At 35.7% G+C, this 21,454-nt stretch carries 15 protein-coding genes; 13 read left to right on the top strand and 2 right to left on the bottom strand.

Going from position 1 to position 21,454, the window contains the following annotated elements; genetic code table 11:
- Positions 1–26: 26 nt before the first annotated feature.
- The 3 genes from ACZ41W_RS04215 (at position 27) to ACZ41W_RS04205 (ending at position 3,131) form a co-directional block, all read left to right on the top strand.
- A complete protein-coding gene (locus tag ACZ41W_RS04215; protein WP_464313637.1) occupies positions 27–1,346 on the top strand; it encodes a pyridoxal phosphate-dependent aminotransferase in 1,320 nt (439 codons plus the stop codon).
- A 228-nt stretch (positions 1,347–1,574) separates the two neighbouring features.
- Positions 1,575–2,249 (top strand): DUF1836 domain-containing protein, encoded by a 675-nt coding sequence (locus ACZ41W_RS04210; protein WP_464313636.1) that lies wholly within the window; start codon positions 1,575–1,577, stop codon positions 2,247–2,249.
- Between the two features lie 21 nt (positions 2,250–2,270).
- Positions 2,271–3,131: a DegV family protein gene (locus ACZ41W_RS04205; RefSeq protein WP_464313635.1), complete on the top strand. Its 861-nt coding sequence runs from the start codon at positions 2,271–2,273 to the stop codon at positions 3,129–3,131.
- Positions 3,132–3,210: 79 nt separating this feature from the next.
- Here the strand turns inward: ACZ41W_RS04205 and ACZ41W_RS04200 are convergent, their stop codons facing one another.
- Complete coding sequence (locus tag ACZ41W_RS04200; RefSeq protein ID WP_464313634.1) at positions 3,211–3,900, bottom strand: hypothetical protein; 690 nt, start codon at positions 3,898–3,900, stop codon at positions 3,211–3,213.
- A 114-nt stretch (positions 3,901–4,014) separates the two neighbouring features.
- Here ACZ41W_RS04200 and ACZ41W_RS04195 point away from each other — a divergent pair, with 114 nt between their 5' ends.
- The 6 genes from ACZ41W_RS04195 (at position 4,015) to ACZ41W_RS04170 (ending at position 12,479) form a co-directional block, all read left to right on the top strand.
- Positions 4,015–5,412: an aldehyde dehydrogenase gene (locus ACZ41W_RS04195; RefSeq protein ID WP_464313633.1), complete on the top strand. Its 1,398-nt coding sequence runs from the start codon at positions 4,015–4,017 to the stop codon at positions 5,410–5,412.
- 204 nt (positions 5,413–5,616) lie between these two features.
- Complete coding sequence (locus ACZ41W_RS04190) at positions 5,617–8,724, top strand: efflux RND transporter permease subunit (RefSeq protein ID WP_464313632.1); 3,108 nt, start codon at positions 5,617–5,619, stop codon at positions 8,722–8,724.
- 163 nt (positions 8,725–8,887) lie between these two features.
- On the top strand, positions 8,888–9,940 hold the full coding sequence (locus ACZ41W_RS04185) for an ABC transporter substrate-binding protein (RefSeq protein WP_464313631.1): 1,053 nt from the start codon (positions 8,888–8,890) through the stop codon (positions 9,938–9,940).
- Entirely contained in the window at positions 9,915–10,688 is a 774-nt protein-coding gene (locus tag ACZ41W_RS04180) for an ABC transporter permease (protein WP_464313630.1), read from the top strand. Before ACZ41W_RS04185 ends, ACZ41W_RS04180 begins: the two co-directional genes overlap by 26 nt.
- 12 nt (positions 10,689–10,700) lie before the next feature.
- Positions 10,701–11,447: an ABC transporter ATP-binding protein gene (locus ACZ41W_RS04175; RefSeq protein ID WP_464313629.1), complete on the top strand. Its 747-nt coding sequence runs from the start codon at positions 10,701–10,703 to the stop codon at positions 11,445–11,447.
- Positions 11,448–11,543: 96 nt separating this feature from the next.
- The gene (locus ACZ41W_RS04170; protein ID WP_464313628.1) at positions 11,544–12,479 is read left to right on the top strand and encodes a DUF5692 family protein; all 936 of its coding nucleotides are present in this window, start codon (positions 11,544–11,546) and stop codon (positions 12,477–12,479) included.
- A 70-nt stretch (positions 12,480–12,549) separates the two neighbouring features.
- On the opposite strand, the gene ACZ41W_RS04165 is transcribed toward ACZ41W_RS04170, so the two are convergent.
- Entirely contained in the window at positions 12,550–13,926 is a 1,377-nt protein-coding gene (locus ACZ41W_RS04165; RefSeq protein WP_464313627.1) for an S-layer homology domain-containing protein, read from the bottom strand.
- 325 nt (positions 13,927–14,251) lie between these two features.
- On the opposite strand from ACZ41W_RS04165, the gene ACZ41W_RS04160 reads away from it, so the two are divergent.
- From ACZ41W_RS04160 to adhE, 4 genes are all read left to right on the top strand, one after another.
- Positions 14,252–15,742 (top strand): methyl-accepting chemotaxis protein, encoded by a 1,491-nt coding sequence (locus ACZ41W_RS04160; protein WP_464313626.1) that lies wholly within the window; start codon positions 14,252–14,254, stop codon positions 15,740–15,742.
- 237 nt (positions 15,743–15,979) lie between these two features.
- Positions 15,980–17,179, top strand: a complete 1,200-nt coding sequence (locus ACZ41W_RS04155) for an iron-containing alcohol dehydrogenase (protein WP_464313625.1) — start codon at positions 15,980–15,982, stop codon at positions 17,177–17,179.
- Positions 17,180–17,183: 4 nt separating this feature from the next.
- Positions 17,184–18,218, top strand: coding sequence for a DUF2804 domain-containing protein (locus tag ACZ41W_RS04150; RefSeq protein WP_464313624.1), 1,035 nt, complete (start codon positions 17,184–17,186; stop codon positions 18,216–18,218).
- Positions 18,219–18,699: 481 nt separating this feature from the next.
- Positions 18,700–21,288, top strand: a complete 2,589-nt coding sequence (gene adhE, locus ACZ41W_RS04145; protein ID WP_464313623.1) for a bifunctional acetaldehyde-CoA/alcohol dehydrogenase — start codon at positions 18,700–18,702, stop codon at positions 21,286–21,288.
- The last annotated feature ends 166 nt before the right edge of the window (positions 21,289–21,454 follow it).

Here is a 21,454-nt window from a genome sequence, read left to right as displayed (position 1 = left end):
AAAATCATTTAAAGAGGAGATGTATTATGAGTAAACCAATTCTCTCAGCGCATTTTGAATCTCGTAAACCGTCAGATGTTAGACTTGCTCAAATGAAGTACGAAGAGCGCAAAGTGAAACCACAAGCTGTTATTAATGTAGGTATTGGAAATGTTTCATTGCCGACAAATCCAGCGATGATGCAAAGAATGTTTTCACTTGATGCTCCTGATAGTCCATTTGCAAAAGGCGTTATTCGTTATTCGACGACTGCAGGTACAATTGAATGTCAAGATGCTTTTAAAAATATTTTAAAATGCGAAGGCTTTGATACGAGTAAATTACATGTTCAAGTAACAGATGGTGGTTCAGCAGGAATGGAGCTTTTACTCATCGGTGTATGTGGACCAGCAGGTACAGATGAAAGACCTTTGATGATGATCGACCCAGCGTATACAAATTACATTTCTTTTGCTGAAAGAGTAGGCAGAAAAACCATTACTGTAAAACGTCATATGGAAGATAACGGCAAATTTGCACTTCCTAATTTAGATGAGATAGAAGCAACGATTCAAGAAAATAAACCGAATGCATTGTTAGTAATTCCTTATGACAATCCAACAGGTCAATTATATGAATATGAAACTATGTATGAATTAGCAAGACTTTGTGTTAAGTACAACATGTGGATGATAAGCGATGAAGCGTATCGTGAACTTTATTATGAAGATTCAAAGCCACTTGTAAGTATTTGGGGCGTTACAGATGCTGAAGTTCCTGGGATTGAGGGACGCAGAATAAGTATTGAGACGGCTTCAAAAGTTTGGAATGCGTGTGGATTAAGAATTGGCGCAATCATTACAGATAGTCCAGAGTTCAATAATCGCTCTGTTGCTGAATATACTGCAAACCTTTGTGCCAATGTGATAGGACAACATATCTTTGGCGCTTTAGCACATGAAAGCAAAGAAAGTATTCTTGGATGGGCAAAACAATTAAGGGAGTATTATAGAGAACAAATTATGATGGTATATAACGGCTTGAAAGCTCAAGAACCAGGCCTCATTGTATCGAGTCCAGATGCTTCAATCTATACAGTAATCGATGTTAAGAAAGTTGTTAAACCGGGCTTTGATGCAATCGATTTCGTACTTTATTGTGCACAAGAGGGTTCTGTCTCTATCAACGGTATAGAAACAACGCTTCTAGTTGCTCCAATGAAAGGTTTTTATGACATAAAAGCAGGACAACCAAATCCTGGTAGCACTCAATTCAGAATTTCGTTTGTTGAATCTCCTGAGAACATGGCAAAAATTCCTGAGTTATTCGTTGAACTGTTAAGACAATTCGAAGCTAAAAGAGCGTAAATTTAGGTATTCGATATCATTTTAATCGTATCAATTACAAATCGTATCAATTGCTAATTATATCAATTACTATAAGTCTGTATTTCAAATGAGAAATGCAGACTTTTTACTTTTTTTGATTTTTATGACACTTCGTTTATAGAGCTTGACAAAGATAGCAATATCATTTATGTTATATATAGTTACTATAACTAGATGATAAAAATAGAAACTCAAGGAGATATGGTTATGGACTTGAAGAAAAATCTTCATGATTATTGTGAACATTTAGCGAGTGTAAAATTAAAGAGATGGTCAGATTTTCCAGATTTTAGTATTTATAGTGATCAACTATTACAACTCGTCAATGATGAATTGATTGATCTCTATGATGCCGAAGAGAGTTTGATGACTAAAAGCATGATTAATAATTATGTCAAATGGGACATTATGACGAAGCCTAATAAGAAAAAATACGACCGCATACACATTGCAACTGCTATGGTTATCACAATTCTAAAACCGGTGATGTCGATTACAAAGATAAAAGAAGGTATCCAATTACAAATTTCAATTGACGGAGAAGAAAATGCCTATAATGCATTCTGTGAAGCTTTTGAAAATTCACTCAAGAGAATTGTAGATTCATTAAAAAATCCTAAAGAACGATTTGAATTTTTAAGTTGTGAAGTTCCTTACAATCGTCTTGCAATTTCAGCAATTACAAATGCTTTAGCAAATAAAATTTTAACAGAAAAAATCATCTCCATCGAAATGGAGCGCATTAAAGCTGAGACGAATGAAAAAGTGCAAAAACAGTCGAAGAAAAAGACGAATGAACTAGAACAAAATAAAGAACTAGAACAAAATAAAGAACTAGAACAAAATAATGAACTAGAGCAAGAAGTATTCAATGCCGAATAATAATCTTAGCGAGGTAGTTAAATGGAAAAAATTGCGATTCTTACAGATACGTGTTCAGATGTTCCAAGTGAGCTCATTGAGAAATACCATATTTATCAGTTGCCTTTAGGTATTAATTATAAAGAAAAATCTTATCGTGATCGAATGGATATAACACCTGAAACGGTTTACGAAAATTTAAATAAAGAAATTCCAAAGACGAGTTTGCCAACCATGGGTGAAATTGAAGAAATTTTACAAGGCATTTATCAAGATGGTTATACGCATGTGGTTATTCCAGTTTTGTCATCTGGTTTAAGCGGAACTTATCAAGCAGTTCAACTCGTGTGTAATGATTTTTCTCAATTAACGACAGCTGTTATTGATACCAAAAATATTGCCATTGCATCCGGATTTTTTGCACTCTATGCCGCACAATTACTTGAACAAGGAAATTCATTTTCTGATATCGTTAGAAAACTCAATTCAAAAATAAAAAACTCACATGTTTTTTATAGCTTGCAAACACTACAATATTTAATAAAAGGTGGCAGATTGGGGAGAGTTGAAGGTGTTTTAGGAAGTTTGCTTCAAATCAAACCAATTATTTCATGTGATGAGCAAGGCGTTTATTACACAGTCGAAAAGGTAAGAGGCCGGAATCAAAGTATCAAGCGAATGGTAGAAATAGTTGAATCTCATCTAAGTCATAAGACAAACTATTACTTTGCAATATGTCATGGTGGCGCACCTCAAGAGGCGGAAGCATTAAAACAAGTTCTACAAAAATATACCAATCAAGCAATCATTTTTGCTCAAGGGCAAATTTCGCCTGCACTTGGCGTTCATACAGGGCCTGGATTGGTTGGAATAGGCTATTTTGATCTAGACGATGAAGCATAATCATTTAGCCGATAAAAAAGTCGATTGCATGTGCAATCGACTTACGAGTTAACTTAAATAGCTTTTATAGGATACTCAGTTACTGAACAAGAACGTTTTCATTGGCCCAGTTATCAAGGCTAGTTATAACAGAATCATACGTTTCTTGGGATATTGCAGGCAAGTTGCCTCCGAAGTAATCTTTTGCGGAATCGAAACCATCTTTAATAGCGGATTTTAGAATGTCTAACTTGGATTTATCTTCTCCGGAGATGGCTTTCGCAAAATCAACAATTCTAGATGAAGTTTGTTTTACCCCCCAAAAACCGTCTTCGCTTATTTCTGCTTGAGCACTTGCCCTTGTTGCATCATCAATTTTGATGAACTGGCTTGATTTATCAGAATTATCTGGTGAACTTAACTGACTTAATACATCTTGATATTTTAACCCTTGATTTTCAAGCATGGATTTTACAGAATCTTTTAACCCTTGAAGCTTGCTATCGACAGATGCTTTAAGTTCACTAATTTTTTGCTGATTGTATACATGCCCTGTTTTATCGTAAGCGGACGCTGTCTGAATGGATGGAGCACTTTTTTCAAATATGACGCCATTGTTAGATTTTATAGAATCAGTTGTGGGTAATGTTTGAGTATCTGGGGCGACATTTAGCGAACTCGATTTGTTAGGTTGAGTTTGAGTGGTTTTTTGAATGTTTTTCTCAGGACTGATTTGCTCGTTATTCCAAATCGAATACGCAGACAGTTTGCTTGATTGTATAGGAATCATAACGCCCTCCTTGCAATTAAATAATCTTAATTCATGTATACCCATAAAATATCAAATGAAACGATGAAAATTGGATCTATTAATTATAAAAAGTGAATCAAAAGGAGTGGTCATGTGAAAAAAGAAATACAGATTTTAGTTGAACAACAAAGAAAATATTTCAATCAAGGAAACACGTTAAATATAGATAAGAGAATAGATGCACTAAAAAAACTTAAACAATGTATTATCAGAAGAAGTGATGAAATTGAGCAGGCTTTATATCAAGATTTATCAAAATCGCCTTTTGAAGCATATGAAACTGAAATTGGATTAGTGATTGAAGAACTTGGGTATGTGATTCAACATTTAAAATCGTGGGCGAAACAGAAAAGAGTTAAGACACCTTGGATGCATTTTCCTGCTAAGAGTATGATTGTCTCAGAACCATACGGAGTTGTCTTGGTGATGTCGCCATGGAACTATCCTTTTCAGTTGTCGTGTGTACCACTAATTGGTGCTATTGCGGCAGGTAATTGCGTCGTTTTAAAGCCTTCAGAGTATTCATATCACACTTCGCTTATTCTTGAAAGCATTCTCACAGAGTGTTTTGATGATGAGTACGTAACCGTTGTCAGAGGTGGTCGTGAGGAAAATCAATCTCTTTTAAAACAAAAATTTGACTTCATTTTCTTTACAGGTGGAGAAGTCGTTGGAAAAACAGTGATGCATGCTGCTGCTGAACACGTGACACCGGTTGTATTGGAACTTGGTGGAAAAAGTCCATGTATTGTAGATGAGACTGCACAAATTGATTTAGCTGCAAGACGATTGACATGGGGAAAACTTTTAAATTCAGGGCAGACCTGTGTTGCGCCGGATTATTTATTGGTTCACGAATCCGTCGCACTCGAACTGATTCGATCTATTGAAAAATATGTACAACAGTTTTATGGAGAGACTCCAGAGTCAAATGTCGATTATCCTAAAATTATAAATGATAAACATTATGAACGATTAAAGGGACTACTAAAGGATAACAGAGTTCGCTTCGGAGGTCGATATAATGACGAAACACTCAAGATCGCACCAACCTGTCTAGAACCAATATCCATAGATCATCTCGATTTCTTAGGTTCCGATGTCATGACAAATGAGATTTTTGGACCGATTCTTCCGGTGGTTACTTTTAAAACGATGGATCAAGCGAAAAAATTCATTCAATCAAGGCCAAAACCACTGGCACTTTATTACTTTACAACAGATGCTTTAAGAGAGAAAGATCTCATTCAAAAGGTTTCTTTTGGAGGTGGTTGTATCAACGATACAGTGATTCATCTATCTTCACCAGAGCTTCCTTTTGGCGGTGTTGGAGCAAGTGGGATGGGTGCATATCATGGAAAGGCAAGTTTTAGAACCTTTTCACACGAAAAAAGCATTATGAAAAAATCGAACTTAATGGATGTCACGTTTAAATATCCTCCTTTCAAAAATGTTAAAACACTGGCGAGGTTAATGAAACTATTGAAATAATAATCTGTGATGATAAATTTATGATGATAAATCTATGATGATAAAACTATGATGATAAAACTATGAAAAAAAACACGACTTTTGCATAAAGAGTCGTGTTTTTATATAGGGACACAGATATTTGTTTTTCATGTTGAAAATTATGCTGAGCGTTCTATGAAAATGGGTATAATATCATTGTTTTAAAATAAAAAGGAGGCCCATATGTTATCTCATTACAGTGTCAGAAAGCCTTATACAGTATTTGTATCGGTGATTATCATTTTAATTCTTGGAGTCGTATCTTTCATGAATATTCATACGGATTTATTACCGAGCATCAATTTACCGTATTCCATCATTATCACACCTTATGTAGGAGCAAGCCCAGAATCTGTAGAAGCAGTTGTGACAAAGCCAATTGAACAGAGCATGGCATCCATTAGTAATATAAAGAAAGTTCAATCTGTTTCAAGAGAGAATCTATCAATGGTTATTCTTGAATTTAGTGAAAGTACCAATATGGATTCAGTTGTTATCGAGATGCGCGAAAGCTTAGATTTATTGAGACAGATGATGCCAGAAGGTGTTGGTTCTTCTAATATCATGAAACTCAATCCAGATATGATGCCTGTCATGGTCTTGTCGGCTTCTATTGAAGGTCAAAGTATTTCGGAGTCATCATCATTTTTAGAAAACAAAATAATACCTGAAATTGAAAGTATCGAAGGTGTTGCCTCTGTCAGCTCATCTGGACTGATAGAAAATGAAATACATGTCATACTAAATGAAGCTAAAATAGAACAAGTTAATCAACTCATTAAGGAAAAAATTCTCTCTACAATCCCTAAAGAAGCAATTCAGATGGGATTAAAACCAGAGATTCCCAAAATTGAGATAAGCAAAGACATGATTACGGGTATTTTAAAAGGACAAAATTTCAGTTTTCCAGCAGGGTATATTACAGAAGACGGTGTCGATTATATGATTAGAACGGGGGATAAAATCGAATCCTATTCTGAGTTAGAAGCGTTACCAGTTATGATTATACCAATAGAAGGAATAGCGCCGATCGTGCTAAAAGATGTGGCAGAAATTGCCTATGTGGATAATTCAGCAGAAATGTACTCAAAAGTTAATGGGATTGATGCGGTTACATTAACGGTTCAAAAGCAAACGGAATACGTCACTTCTGATATTTCAAATCGTATCCACGAAAAAATGAAATCATTATCTCATCAATACCAAGATCTTCGAATGGTGACGCTTATGGATCAAGGAGAATATATCGATATCGTTATGAACTCACTGCAGATGAACCTCATTGTTGGTGGATTACTTGCAATTGGTATATTACTTCTATTTCTGAGAGATTTTAAACCCACAATTATCGTGGGGGTTGCAATTCCAATTAGCTTAATCGGTACATTTGTACTGATGTATTTTAGTGACATTACGCTCAATATCATTTCCATGGGAGGATTGGCGCTAGGCGTAGGAATGTTGGTAGATAACTCAATTGTTGTGATTGAAAACATCTATCGTATGAGAAACGAAGGAAAAACTGTTTTTGAAGCTTCAACTGAAGGAGCAAAACAGGTAACAGGTGCAATTGCTGCGTCAACTTTTACGACGATTGCTGTGTTTGTACCAATCGTTTTTATTGAAGGGTTTACGAGAGAAATATTTGCAGATATGGGACTTACAATTGCATACTCATTGTTAGCAAGTTTGGCAGTTGCATTGACACTCGTTCCTTCCATGGCCTCTAAAATGCTCGTGAAGGATGCAAATAAAGATCATCATTTGTTTGAAGCGTTAAAACAAAGCTACATCAAATTGCTAAAGTCTGCACTTAACCACAAAGTACTGGTTATTTGTTTCGTGATTTCTTTACTATTAGGAAGTGTTTATGGTGCACTTCAGATGGGAACAGAGCTTTTTCCAGCAATGGATTCAGGTGAACTGTCCATTACGATGCAGATGCCTCAAGGAACTAGATTCGACACCTTAAAAGAGACTGCAGATCATTTAACTGAGAAAATCATGTCTGTTAGTGGTGTTGAAAGTGTTGGTGCATCTGTAGGTGGAAATATGTTCAGCATGGGTCAAGTCGGTGGTGGGCAAGAGACTACCGTGTCGTTTTATGTATCTCTTAACGAAGAACGCGAGCAAAGTATTTTTGAAATTCAAGATCAAATCCAAACACTATGTGAAAGTGATGCATATGAATTAACTTTTAGCGGTACAGATATGAACATGGGAGCGCTTACTGGAAGTGATATTTCGATAGAAATTAAAGGCCGTGAATTTGAAACAATGGAAAAAATGGCCATGGAAATAGCATCAATTTTAGAATCTGTAAAAGGCACAACCGAAATATCAAGTGGTGTTGAAGAGACTGCACCTGAACTAAAAATTACTGTGAATAAAGAACAGAGCATTCAGTATGGCTTAACGGTTGCACAGGTCTTTGCAGCAGTGAATCAAGCGATTGCAACAGAATCTGTAGCAACTTCATTGACAACAGATGAAGAAGTTATTGTTTTTAATGAAACAGATGAACCTTCGATTGACAGAAACGATGTGATGGCTTTATCAATTGAAACACCAACCGGTGAAAAGGTGCTGATTAAAGACATTGCGACTCTATCCGAAGAGAAAGGTTTTAAATCGATTCGCCGTACAGATCAAACTCGTTATGTGACGGTTTCTGCTAAAGTAGACGAAGATTTTAACATCGGGAAAGTCAGTGCTCAAGTGGATGAAGCTTTAAAAGACTACGTTGTACCAGAAGGATATAGTATGGTGTACACTGGAGAAAGTCAGACGATCAATGATACATTTGGCGATTTATATCTCATGTTGCTATTGGCTGTTATATTTATCTATTTAATCATGGTTGCTCAATTTCAATCGTTGCTTTCTCCTTTTATTGTCATGTTTACAATACCACTTGCATTTACAGGTGGCTTCTTAGGCTTGATCGTGACTGGATTGCCAATTAGCATTGTTGCTTTTATCGGTTTAATTGTACTATCCGGAGTTGTTGTGAATAATGGGATTGTTTTCGTGGACTATACGAACAAAATGAAAGAACAGGGTCTTACAACCTATGATGCTTTGATAAAAGCAGGTTCAGATCGGTTAAGACCAATCATGATGACGGCATTAACGACCATTATTGCACTATCCACCATGTCATTTGGTGCTGGAACAGGGACTGAAATGATGCAACCAATGGCGATTACAACTATAGGGGGATTACTGTATGCGACTGTACTCACCTTATTCTTTGTTCCTGTTTTATATGCGTTATTTCATAAGAAGTAATGAATCGATGGATATTAAGTTTGTAATATGAATCAATGGTCGCGTATGGATTCATCAAAATGACAAATTCTTAAAGGATATCATTTTCACAATTAATTAGGGATATGTTATACTAATTGAGAATGATTATTTATAATTGTTTTAGAATACATTGGAGGAAATTATGACAAAAAAAATGAAAAAAATAAGTAGTATCTTACTGGCCGGGTTAATAATCTTTGGATTGGCAGGGTGTAAAGGACAATCAAGTGATGAAAATAATCAAGCAACAATTGCTGAAACTATTGAAAGTACAACTGAAGCTGTGACGACTCAACCTGAACCGATAGATATGAAAATCGCAACTTTGAAAGGTCCAACAGGCATGGGCATGGTAAAGCTTATGGAAAATGCCTCACAAAATACAACAACCAACAAATATACGTTTGAACTTATGGGAAGTCCAGATGATTTAGTCGGGAAAATTGTCAATGGCGAAGTGGATATTGCCGCTGTTCCAACCAATTTGGCACTCACTCTATACAATAAAACACAAGGTGCTGTCCAACTAGCTGCTGTCAATACTCTAGGCGTATTATATGTCGTTGAAAATGGAGATACAGTTCAAAGTGTTGCAGATTTAAAAGGCAAAACGGTTTATACAAGTGGAAAAGGCGCATCGCCGGATTTTGTTTTTAGATACATTTTAGAAAAAAATGGGCTCGTTCCCGATCAGGACGTGATTTTAGATTACAAACTCGAACATGCAGATTTAGCTGCTGCAGTTGTTTCGGGCGATGCAAATATCGCGTTGTTACCTCAACCTTTTGTTACGACAACATTACTTAAAAACGAATCAACACGTGTGGCGCTTGACATTACAAAAGAGTGGGGTGCAGTAACAGATAACCAAGAACTCGCAATGGGCGTGATTATCGTTCAAAAAGCATTTGCTGAGGCACATCCAGAAGCGCTTGTCTCTTTCTTAAGTGAGTATCAACAGTCGGTCGAATTTGTTAATAGTGATGTAGATGCTGCTGCAGCTCTCATTGAAAAGTATGAAATATTACCAAATGCAGCCATTGCAAAAAAAGCGATTCCGCTATGTAACATCGTTTATATGGATGCCTCAGAAGCTAAGCCATTTTTAGAATCTTATTACCAAATACTATTTGACTTCGAACCAAAATCTATTGGAGGCAAACTCGCTGATGAAGGCTTCTACTACGAAAAATAAATTTAAAGTGTTAAAATTTTTATTTATTGCATGTTTTTGGATTGCAATATGGGAACTCATCTATCGCGTAGTGGGACGGGACTTATACGTTCCATCTCCACTCAGCGTGTGGAATGCCCTTCAGGTACTTATTATGGAACCGGAGTTTTGGCATACAGTTTTCTATTCATTGATGCGTGTTCTCATAGGACTTGGATTGTCATTAGTGGCAGGGAGTATCTTGGGCTTGATTGCAGGATTCAATATCTTCTTTCATGATTTGATGTTACCTTTGATTAGCATTATTAAATCAACACCGGTGATGTCTTTTATTATCATTGCATTAATTTGGTTTCAATCATCTAATGTGCCAATTTTCATCTGCTTTTTAATGTGTTTTCCCATTGTATGGACGAATATTGTCACTGGAATTAAGCAAATTGATAAAAAATTAATTCAAATGGCGATTGTTTATCAAGTGGGACGAAAGGATCGAATCAGACAGATTGTGATGCCGTCAGTTATGCCATATTTTACCTCTGCAATTATTACATGCTTAGGTCTTGGCTGGAAAGTGAGCGTCGCTGCGGAAGTGTTGAGTCATCCAAGATTTGCAATCGGTAGCGAGCTTTACAGCGCTAAAGCTTATCTAGAAATTCCTGAGTTATTTGCTTGGACAGCAGTTGTCGTCTTACTAAGTCTATTGTTGGAAGTTTTATTCGTCAGTTACATACAGAGACAGACGAAAAGAAGATTTCACGGCGAATAATGGGAGGAAATCATGGCAATCGAAATTAAAAATATAAGCAAGTCTTATCGGAAAAATCAGATTCTTTCCCATTTCACTATGACTCTTGAACGCGATAAGATTTTGTGTTTGTTTGGGCCTTCAGGGTGTGGAAAAACAACGTTGTTAAACATTTTAGCAGGCACTGTTCAAAGTGATTTTGGAGAAGTCATTGGAAAAGAAAAAATGACTTTATCATATGTATTTCAAGAAGAAAGACTATTGCCTTGGTGTACAGTGAGAGAAAACTTAGAATTTGTATTGAAAGGAAAGTTTAGTAAAAAAGATACAGATGAAAAAATAACAGAAGTTTTGCGGCTAGTAAATCTTGAAAAATATCAAAATGCCTACCCAAATGAATTAAGTGGTGGTATGAGGCAGAGAGTTGCCCTTGCAAGAGCGTTTGCATATGGCGGAGATATATTGGCGATGGATGAACCTTTTAAAGGGTTACATTTAGAACTGAAGTACGTATTAATGGACTACGTGATTCAATATTGGCATCAATTTAAACCTTATATGATTTTCATTACACACGATCCGGATGAAGCACTCTATATTGCAGATAAATTATATATTCTTTCTGGACCACCGCTTAAAATCGAGAAAAAACTTTCAATTGAAGTCCCTCATGAATTACGAAAATCAAATCCCGAGTTCTTATGGAAGTATTATCCTGAGATTGGACTGCGAAATTATTCAAATAGTGGTCCATTTATTCGACCAGGCATTGATTTTTAGTTCACACAGGCATATAATAATCCATGGCGATTGTAGCAACCTACTATTATGGGGAAGTTCAATCGATAAGGGGAAAAATAGATTTTGGAGGTTTATATGGGGATTTTATATGATGTACCAAGTTTGAACAATTGGGCAATCTTTTTGTTCGTATTATTTGCTTTAATGGCATTTAATGAATTTGGTCGATCAACAAAATGGGGCGGAATTGCCTTGTTCTTAGTCGTACCAACAGTACTGACGATTTTTGTTTGGCCAAAGACTGCAGCACCAGGAAATGAATATGGTACTGGAACTTGGTTCAACTGGGTAAAAACGTATTCTGCACTAGCAGGCTGTTTAGGTTTTATGGCACTGCGCTACATTCCAGGTTTAGCTAAAAATAAGTATGCATTGATGTTTCCGCCAGCGATTCTAGCGTTGAACATCTTTGAAGCATGTATCCGAGATTTCCAATGTTTTACATTTGGTGCTTGGGATGGTGCTTTTGTAGACAATCTTTGGTTAATGTCAGGTCCTTGGAATATTATGAACGGCATTGCTGGTTTGTTGAACATCGTGACTTTATGCGGTTGGGCTGGCATCTTCATTTCTAGAGATAAAACGAAGGATATGATTTGGCCAGATATGTTTTGGGGATGGATTATAGCATATGATTTATGGAACTTTGCGTATACTTACAATTGTATCGCAGATCATTCGTTCTATGCGGGTTTAACTTTATTGCTTTCGTGTACAATCCCTGCATTCTTTATCAAAAAAGGTGCATGGTTACAACATAGAGCACAAACATTGGCACTTTGGATCATGTTCGTTATGACGATTCCTGCATTTGTTGATAGACTTGCACCGGTTTCTACAACACATAATTCAACAGCGTTTTTTATGGTGAGTTTAGTTTCTTTAGCTGCAAACGTTGCATTAGCAATTTATCAGTTTAGAAGAATTAAAAAATACAAATTGAATCCATTAAAAGATGAACTCTATAAAGATACAAAAGATTATCAAGCATTAATAAGTGAGAATATGTAGCATAAAAGCCCTCGATATAAATCGGGGGCTTTTTGTTGATTATGGATTCGTGTCAATATTCTTATTAGGGTTATTTATCTTTTAAATACACAGTCTCATTCCAAGAAATACATGCTTTTACTGAACTTACAGCTCTTAATAATGGGAAGACTAAAACAGTTTGACCATCTTCAGTAAAAAAGAATTCATCTGTAAAAGAATTCTGAGGTAGATTTAAAGTTCCAGGAGAAGTTACTAAATCAACGCATACTAATGAGTAACCTACCACACATCCAGTTATTTTATGACAATCTTCAATTACAGCGAGAATTGAATTGTACAATTCTTCAGGATATAAACGTTCCGTTTCCATATATAAATCCAATGCTTTTAACGGAACAACACAAGTAACATTCACCGTTGAATCCGTATATTTTTTAACAATAAAACCTGAAATTGGAATTGATGTAGAATTTACAGTAATATTTTTATAGTTTAAGTTTAGGGTTGTTGCCAGATTGTCTTCAGAAATTTTTGCTGGTAAAGTAGTTAATTTGTCAGTCGTATATGTTTCAGATTTTTCGCCATTATAAACAGCTGTGATTTCAAATTGAACTTCTTCGCCTGGAGTAAACCCACTTATTTCAGAACCATTTTCGTCCCAATAACACTTTTTAATAGGACCATCTGTATCACTAAAGGTTTCTTTATTTCCTTTGCTATCTATTGCGGAAACGATGTAGTAATCAGCGTATGTTTGATTCCAATGAAGTACGTAAGAGACGCCATTAAATTGCTCGATGGATGTAAAAATAGGTTGAACTAGATTTTTTCTAGCATCTAATTGTTCTTTTAACACATAAGTATCATATATATTTTTGAAGATTAGAAGTGCTTCTTGATATGTAGCATTCCCTTTAGGATTCACTTTATTATTACTTCCATTTAGTAATTTTGAACCAGATGCTTTATAAATCGCTGATTTTGCATAGGAAGAAATTAATGAATCATCAGAAAATTTTGAGTTAGAGGAGGTGAGCTTTATGCCAGCTAATTCAAGTGTTTTAACCATCATCGTAGCCAATTGTTCTCTTGATACCAAAACTTTTGGACCAAAAAGTTCTTTTGTTAATCCTGATGAAATCCCAACAGTAGCAGCTTTTCTTGCATAGATATCTTCAGTATCTAAAAATGTAATTGAATCTTTTACAATAATCTCTTCATTAGTTATTGATTCGTATGCGGTTACTGCTAAATAAATAAAATCTACTCTGTTAATGTTATCTTGGTAGTTTCCAAAAAAATCATTGTCAAGGATTTGGTAATTATAAAGTGAATCGATGGAGCTTTGAGCCCAAGCCTGAGGTTCTTTTGAGTTCATTTGAATGATTTCCGCGTAGTTTGTAGCGGGTGCTGCCATAGATAAAACTAGTAAAAGAGAGAGAAGTAAGCAAAGATGTTTTTTCATAGTTACACGTACGATTCTGTAATCGTTTCCCCTTTTTGAATTATGTGAAAATTTAAGTCACTGAAATATTTATAACAAATATGAAACAATAAATCAATAATAATTTTGAAATAGCTACTAAAACAATTTGTTTTTGTCGTGAAATATCTAGCTGTAATAAAAGTCATAGTAAACCTTTAAATAGTTGACGTACTTATTTTTTATATGATAAATCAATTAAACGAAAGTAAAATAGACGAACGCATGAGAAAATGATAAAATATAAGTAATATCATATAAAGATTGGGGGAAATAATATGTACAAGTTTATTTTGGGGGTAAGGCGATGGAGTTGATGAGAGAGAATGAGCGACAGGTGAATTCTTTAATTATTAAAATTTATAAAATTCTGTCGCTTCAGAGTTTAACGTTATTGGTTCTAAATTATCTGAAGGTTTTTATTATTCCTTGGAGTATATTTTGGGTGATCTTTATAGCTTTTCCAGTATTTTGTTGGATTCCGATTTTATATCACAAATTCAGTTCAGATGGAAAATGGTTTAAGTTTTTAGCGATTACTTCAAATTTGTTGGTATGTACAATTTTTTATGCAGCCAATCATGTATATGCGCTTTTAATTTGGCCAATTCCAGTGTTGCTTGCGAGCCTATATTTTGATAAAAAATTAGTTCGTAACACGTTTATCATGACATTTCCATTTTTAATCATTGGCGAAATCATCTGTGTTATTGGTAAAAAAGAGTTCTGGTATGCACCTGAGTACATGGTTTTAGATTTGTTGTCATTTGGTTTTTGTATCGTCCTTATTGGAGCGCTTGTCGCTCAGGTAACTAAGCGAGCGAGTCAAATGCTTGAACAGACCAATCAGTTGATGAGCGATATGTCATCTGTCATGAGTAGTACTTCTGAAGCCGCGGATGAAGTTTCCAGATTGATTGAAGATGTGTCTGGAAATATTGAAGAAAGCGATATGAGTTTCAATAATATTTCAGATGAAATCGGCGCGGTAGTGAACCAAACTCAGCAGTTTAATATAGGAATCATCAATACCAATCAAACGGTCGATCAAATTGCTGAAAATGTAAGGGTTGTGACACAAAGTGCGGCAAATATCACTTCAGAGATGGCATCCATGGCGGATGCGTCACTTAATAGTCAAAAAGATTTGAATCAAACAATTGAAGATATTAAAGGGATTGATCAATATACCAAAGGGTCAAAAGAAAAAATGCATGCGCTGATGCAAAGATTTAATGAAATTGTTCAGGCGACTCAATTAATTAACTATATTGCAAATGAAACGAACCTTTTAAGTCTTAATGCTTCTATTGAGGCTGCAAGAGCTGGAGAAGCAGGTCGAGGATTTGCTGTAGTTGCCAATGAGATTAGAAAACTGGCTATAGATTCTGAGAGTTCAGTTCAAAAGATTGAGTCTGTTATTGAAGGTTTGCGAGTGACTGTAGAAGAAATGGATGCATTTATGGTCAACATATACGAGATTATCAATCAGAGTACTGATTCTATTGAAAAAACCAATCAAACTTTCACTGTCATGAGATCATCACAGACGAAAATTGAAAAAGATATGGTTGAAATTGCAAGAGAAATTGATTCTTTAGAGAACTTTGGTGATAAAATTCATTCTGAAATGAAGGAATTACTTGATAAAAATCAAACCATTGTCCAAAGTTTAGAAAAAGTCAGCGTGAGTTCAGAAGTTGTCAAAGAGGCATCCAATGAAATTGTCACCTATATACAGGAAGTGACCACTCAGTGCAGTAAACTTAAGGAAATTAGCAAAGGCAATCACTTGTAAGAAATAATGAAGTGATATCGCATAGCAAAACAAAAAAATTATCATATTTAAATGAGGCAAATTTATAATGGAAAATCACTTGGTCATAATTGCATTACTATTAACACTTTTCGCAGGACTGTCTTCAGGAATATGGCGAACATCATTTAACTATTTTTGGATTGATCAGTGGGATGATGATCATGGCCATAAGTCTCCTTTTGATTATCTAAGACGCAATTATAAGGGGGAATGTAGATGAATACATTTTATTGTAGAACCTATCAGAGATTATTTAAGCTTACATCTGGACTATTGCCATGGAGAGAACCCGCTCTTATAGAAGGTCCCAATAGTTTATTTAAGGTACCAGAGATCATTAAAAATGAAGACATTCATAGAGTCTTGATTTTAGCTTCAAAAACATTTGTTGAAAATGGCGTAGTAAATGAACTCATGGACCAATTGGGCAAAAAAGATATTCAAAGTTTTGTCTATGCAGATGCTGTTCCAAATCCGACAATTAAAAATGTGGACGACGCAACTCATATCTACTTAGAACAGCAGTGTCAAGGGATCATCGCAATCGGTGGTGGTTCAATCATTGATTGTGCAAAGGGCGTTGCGGCTAGGATTGCAAGACCGAATAAAAGCATTGAAGACATGAAAGGCGTTCTTAAGATTCGAAAAAAAACCCCTTTTCTGTGTGCAGTGCCTACGACGGCTGGTACGGGTTCTGAAGCGACTTTAGCTGCAGTTATTTCCAATCCAAAGACACATGAGAAGTATGCGATTAACGATCCAGTGTTAATACCTAAATGTGCAGTCCTAGATCCGATATTGACGCTTAGCTTGCCCAAGTCCATAACGGCTACGACCGGCATGGATGCTTTGACACATGCAATTGAAGCTTATATTGGAAGAAGCAATACAGAGAAAACGCGTGAAATGAGTAAAGAAGCTGTGAAGCTTATTTTTCAATATTTACCAGTGGCATATATCAATGGACAAGATTATGTTGCAAGAGAAAAAATGTTAAGGGCATCATATTGTGCGGGTGTAGCCTTTACAAGGGCTTATGTAGGCAATGTACATGCAGTTGCACATACGCTCAGTGGGTATTATAACACGCCACATGGTCTTGCAAATGCTGTTATCTTGCCATATGTGCTTGAGTATTATGGGGATACCATTTATCCACAAATGGCAGAACTTGCTGAAATTGCAGGTGTATGTCATGCAAATCAAAGTATGGAAGAAAAAGCAAAAGCTTTGATTGAAAGCATTAAAAAAATGAATGAGCAAATGGAAATTCCGAGAAAATTTGATTTCATTGAAGAGGCCGACTTAAATCAAATGATTGAAAATGCCTATCATGAAAGTAATCCGCTTTATCCAGTTCCTAAAATATTTAGCCATGGCGACTTTAGAAATATTTATGATATGATCAGGGAGTAAAGAGATGAAACAAAATGTATTATCACCTGGAAATTTATTGACAGCTGAAGGCGTATTATCAGAAGCAGGATATTCGACACAACTTGTAAAAAACTATGATCGCAAAGAGATAAAAGCGAGTAAATTTAGAATTAAAGAGTGGGATTATTACTTGTTTTATAATCAATCATTTGGCATTGCCTTAACCATGGCTGATAATTCATATTTGGGGCTTTTGAGTGCAACTGTACTTGATTTTGAAAATCAAAGAGAGACCACTGTGAGTCCTATGAAGCTTTTGACTTTAGGCAAAATGAAATTTCCATCTTCTTCACAAGAAGGTGATTTGCATTTTCAAAATAACAAAATTGAAATCAACTTTTACCATGAAGAAAATGGACGTCGATTATTTTTAAACTTGAAAGATTTTGAAGCGGATCAACCGCTCATTGTGGATGTCCTTCTGAGTAATGAACCTGAAGACTCTATGGTCATTGCAACGCCATTTTCAGAAGATGAAAAAGCTTTTTATTATAACCAGAAAATTGTCGGTATGAAAGCACAAGGCGTCGTCATCTATAAGGGAAATGAAATGAAATTTGATTCGGATACAACACATGCTATTCTGGATTGGGGACGTGGCGTTTGGACATATGAGAATACGTGGTATTGGAGTGCTGCTACAGGCTCAATTGACGGACACTCATTTGGATTCAATTTGGGATATGGATTTGGAAATACTGAAAATGCTACAGAAAATATGCTTTTTTATGATGGAAAAGCTCATAAACTGGAGCATGTCACTTTTGAGATTCCCAATAAAGATGATGGTACTGAAGATTACATGAAAACATGGCGATTTACATCAAGTGATGGCAGATTTGAAGCGGTTTTTAACCCCATTCTTGATAGAAAATCCTTCACATCACTTAAGATTATCTCGAGCGATCAGCATCAAGTATTTGGCTATTTCACAGGAACTGCGATTTTAGATGATGGTACGAAAGTGCACCTGAATGATTTTTTAGGTTTCGCAGAAAAAGTAAAAAATAAATGGTAATACGAAAGCATGCCACTTGATAAGAGTGACATGCTTTTTTATTGAATGAGTGAGTCAATCAACCAATTGATCAACCAACCAATTGATCAACCAATCAATTCATCAACCAATCAATTTATCAACCAATCAATTTATCAACGGTTCAATCGATGTATCGTTAATAGGAAATGTGCGAATTTGAATGTTAATTAAATAACAAGATAATCGGGTAAATTTAAATCATAAAAACAGTCGAATTATATCGTTTTTGATAATTATATTACACAAATGAAATGGGTTGAAAGCATTCTAGAGATGGAACTCAATTTATCCCACGTTAACGAGCTAAGTATTACATGTTTGAAATATTTGCATGATATGTATGTCGTTTAATTATTAATCAATTGTAATGAAAAGGGTTGTTTGTACAATTACATTGTGATATTATTAACAACATAAGAGGTGGCCAACTTCAAAAAATGATACAACATGGAGGCTATTTATGGTAAACGATCAACAATCATTAAAATCACAAATTGAATTAACTAAAAAAGCACAGCAAAAATATGCGACATTTACACAAGTACAAGTAGATGAAATTTTTAGACAAGCGGCAATTGCTGCGAACAATTCTAGGATTACTCTTGCAAAGATGGCACATGAAGAAACTGGCATGGGAATTGTTGAAGATAAAGTGATTAAGAATCATTTTGCTTCTGAATATATTTACAACAAATATAAAGATGAAAAAACATGTGGTGTGATTGAAGAAGATGCTGCGTTTGGCCTTTGTAAAATTGCAGAGCCAATTGGCGTCATTTCAGCCGTTATTCCAACGACGAATCCAACTTCTACCGCTATATTCAAGATCTTATTAGCATTAAAAACGAGAAATGGAATTATTTTATCGCCACATCCAAGAGCGAAAAAATCAACCGTTTATACCGCAAAATTAATTCTCGATGCAGCTGTAAAAGCAGGTGCACCAAGTGATATTATCAGTTGGATAGATGAACCTTCAGTTGAGTTATCTCAACTCGTAATGGCAGAGTCGGATTTGATCTTAGCAACTGGTGGTCCAGGAATGGTTAAAGCGGCGTACTCATCAGGAAAACCTGCCATTGGTGTAGGTGCAGGAAATACACCAGCAATTATTGATGAAACGGCACATATCAAGATGGCGGTGAATTCCATCTTATTGTCAAAGAGTTTTGATAATGGTGTGATCTGCGCGTCAGAGCAATCGGTGATAGTAGTGGAATCCATTTACAAAGAAGTTAAACAAGAATTTATTAAGCGCGGTGGATACGTACTTTCAAAATCGGAAGCGGATAAACTTCGTAAGGTGATATTAATTGACGGAAAATTAAATGCGAAAATCGTCGGACAATCTGCGCAGACGATTGCAAATATGGCTGGAGTTCAAGTTCCGGAAGCAACTAAAGTGCTGATAGGTGAAGTGAATTCACTTGAAATATCAGAAGCGTTTGCTCATGAAAAACTGTCACCAATTTTAGCCATGTACAGCGCAAAAAACTTTGAGGAAGCGCTTCAAAAAGCAGATGCGCTTGTTAAATTGGGTGGATTTGGACATACTTCCGTGCTTTATACAGATCAAGTTAAAAATCAAGATCGCATTCAACAATTTGGTCAAATGATGAAAACGGGTAGAACCATTATCAATATGCCATCTTCTCAAGGTGCGATTGGGGATATCTATAATTTTAAACTAGCGCCTTCATTAACGCTTGGTTGTGGCTCATGGGGAGGAAACTCAATCTCTGAAAACGTTGGAGTGAAACATCTTCTGAATATTAAGAACGTTGCTGAGAGGAGAGAGAATATGCTTTGGTTTAGAGTGCCTGAAAAGATTTATTTTAAATATGGCTCACTGGGAGTTGCACTTCCAGAGTTAAAAACAATGGGTAAAAAACGCGTCTTCATAGTGACAGATCACATGCTATATAAATTAGGATTTGTTGGACATGTTACGAGTCAATTGGATTTATTAGGAATTGATTATAAAGTTTTCTTCGATGTCGAACCGGATCCAACATTAGCAACTGCGTATAAAGGTGCACAAGAGATGCAACAGTTTGAACCCGATACTATTTTGGCATTAGGTGGTGGTTCTCCTATGGATGCGGCGAAAATTATGTGGGTTCTTTACGAACACCCTGAAGTGCGTTTTGAAGATTTAGCGATGCGATTTATGGATATTCGAAAAAGAGTGTATCCATTCCCAACTTTACGAAATAAAGCGATTATGGTATCTGTACCAACTTCAGCAGGTACAGGCTCTGAAGTAACGCCTTTTGCAGTAATAACCGATGAAAAAACGGGTCAAAAATATCCACTTGCAGATTATGCACTCACTCCAGATATGGCAATAGTGGATGCTGAACTTATGATGTCCATGCCAAAATCACTTACTGCAGCTTCAGGAATAGATGCTTTAACACATGCAATTGAGGCTTATGTTTCAGTACTTGCATCTGAATTTACAAATGGTATGGCACTTGAAGCCATTCGATTAATATTTAAATATCTCCCAATTGCATATCATGAAGGCGCAGAGAATATTAAAGCAAGAGAAAAAATGGCACATGCATCCACTATGGCAGGCATGGCATTTGCAAATGCATTCTTAGGGGTATGTCACTCTATGGCGCACAAACTCGGCGCGACACATCATATTCCACATGGAGTTGCCAATGGTCTTCTCATCGAATCCGTTATTCGATACAATGCGGTGGATAATCCTAGAAAACAAGCGGCATTCCCTCAATATAAATATCCAAATGCAAAATGGCGATATGCAACAATCTCAGATTATCTTGGCTTAGGTGGTCAAACTGACGATGAAAAAGTCGAAAATCTCATTAACGCAATCCATGCATTGAAAGTTAAAATTGAGTTACCATTAAGTATTAAAGAATGTGGCGTAAATGATACCAAATTCTTTGAAAGTTTAGAAAAAATGTCAATGGAAGCATTTGACGACCAGTGCACAGGTGCTAATCCTAGATACCCACTCATGGAAGAGATCAAAGCCCTTTATATAGAAAACTTTGATCAAAAAGCTAAGTGATCTCCCCACAATTTCGCTTAGGTTTGATTCAAACCCTGTCAAAAAAATATCCCCTTATCTGACGTGATAGGGGGATATTTTTATTTTCATGGAAGAGCTAATTTGAATTAAATTTGATGAAAAAAATAACTGAAAAAAATGACTGAAAATAATAAGTGAATATAAT

The organism is Fusibacter fontis, assembly GCF_055378735.1.
The sequence above is the reverse complement of the archived record's forward strand: the minus strand, read 5'-3'. Positions and strand labels throughout refer to the sequence as shown.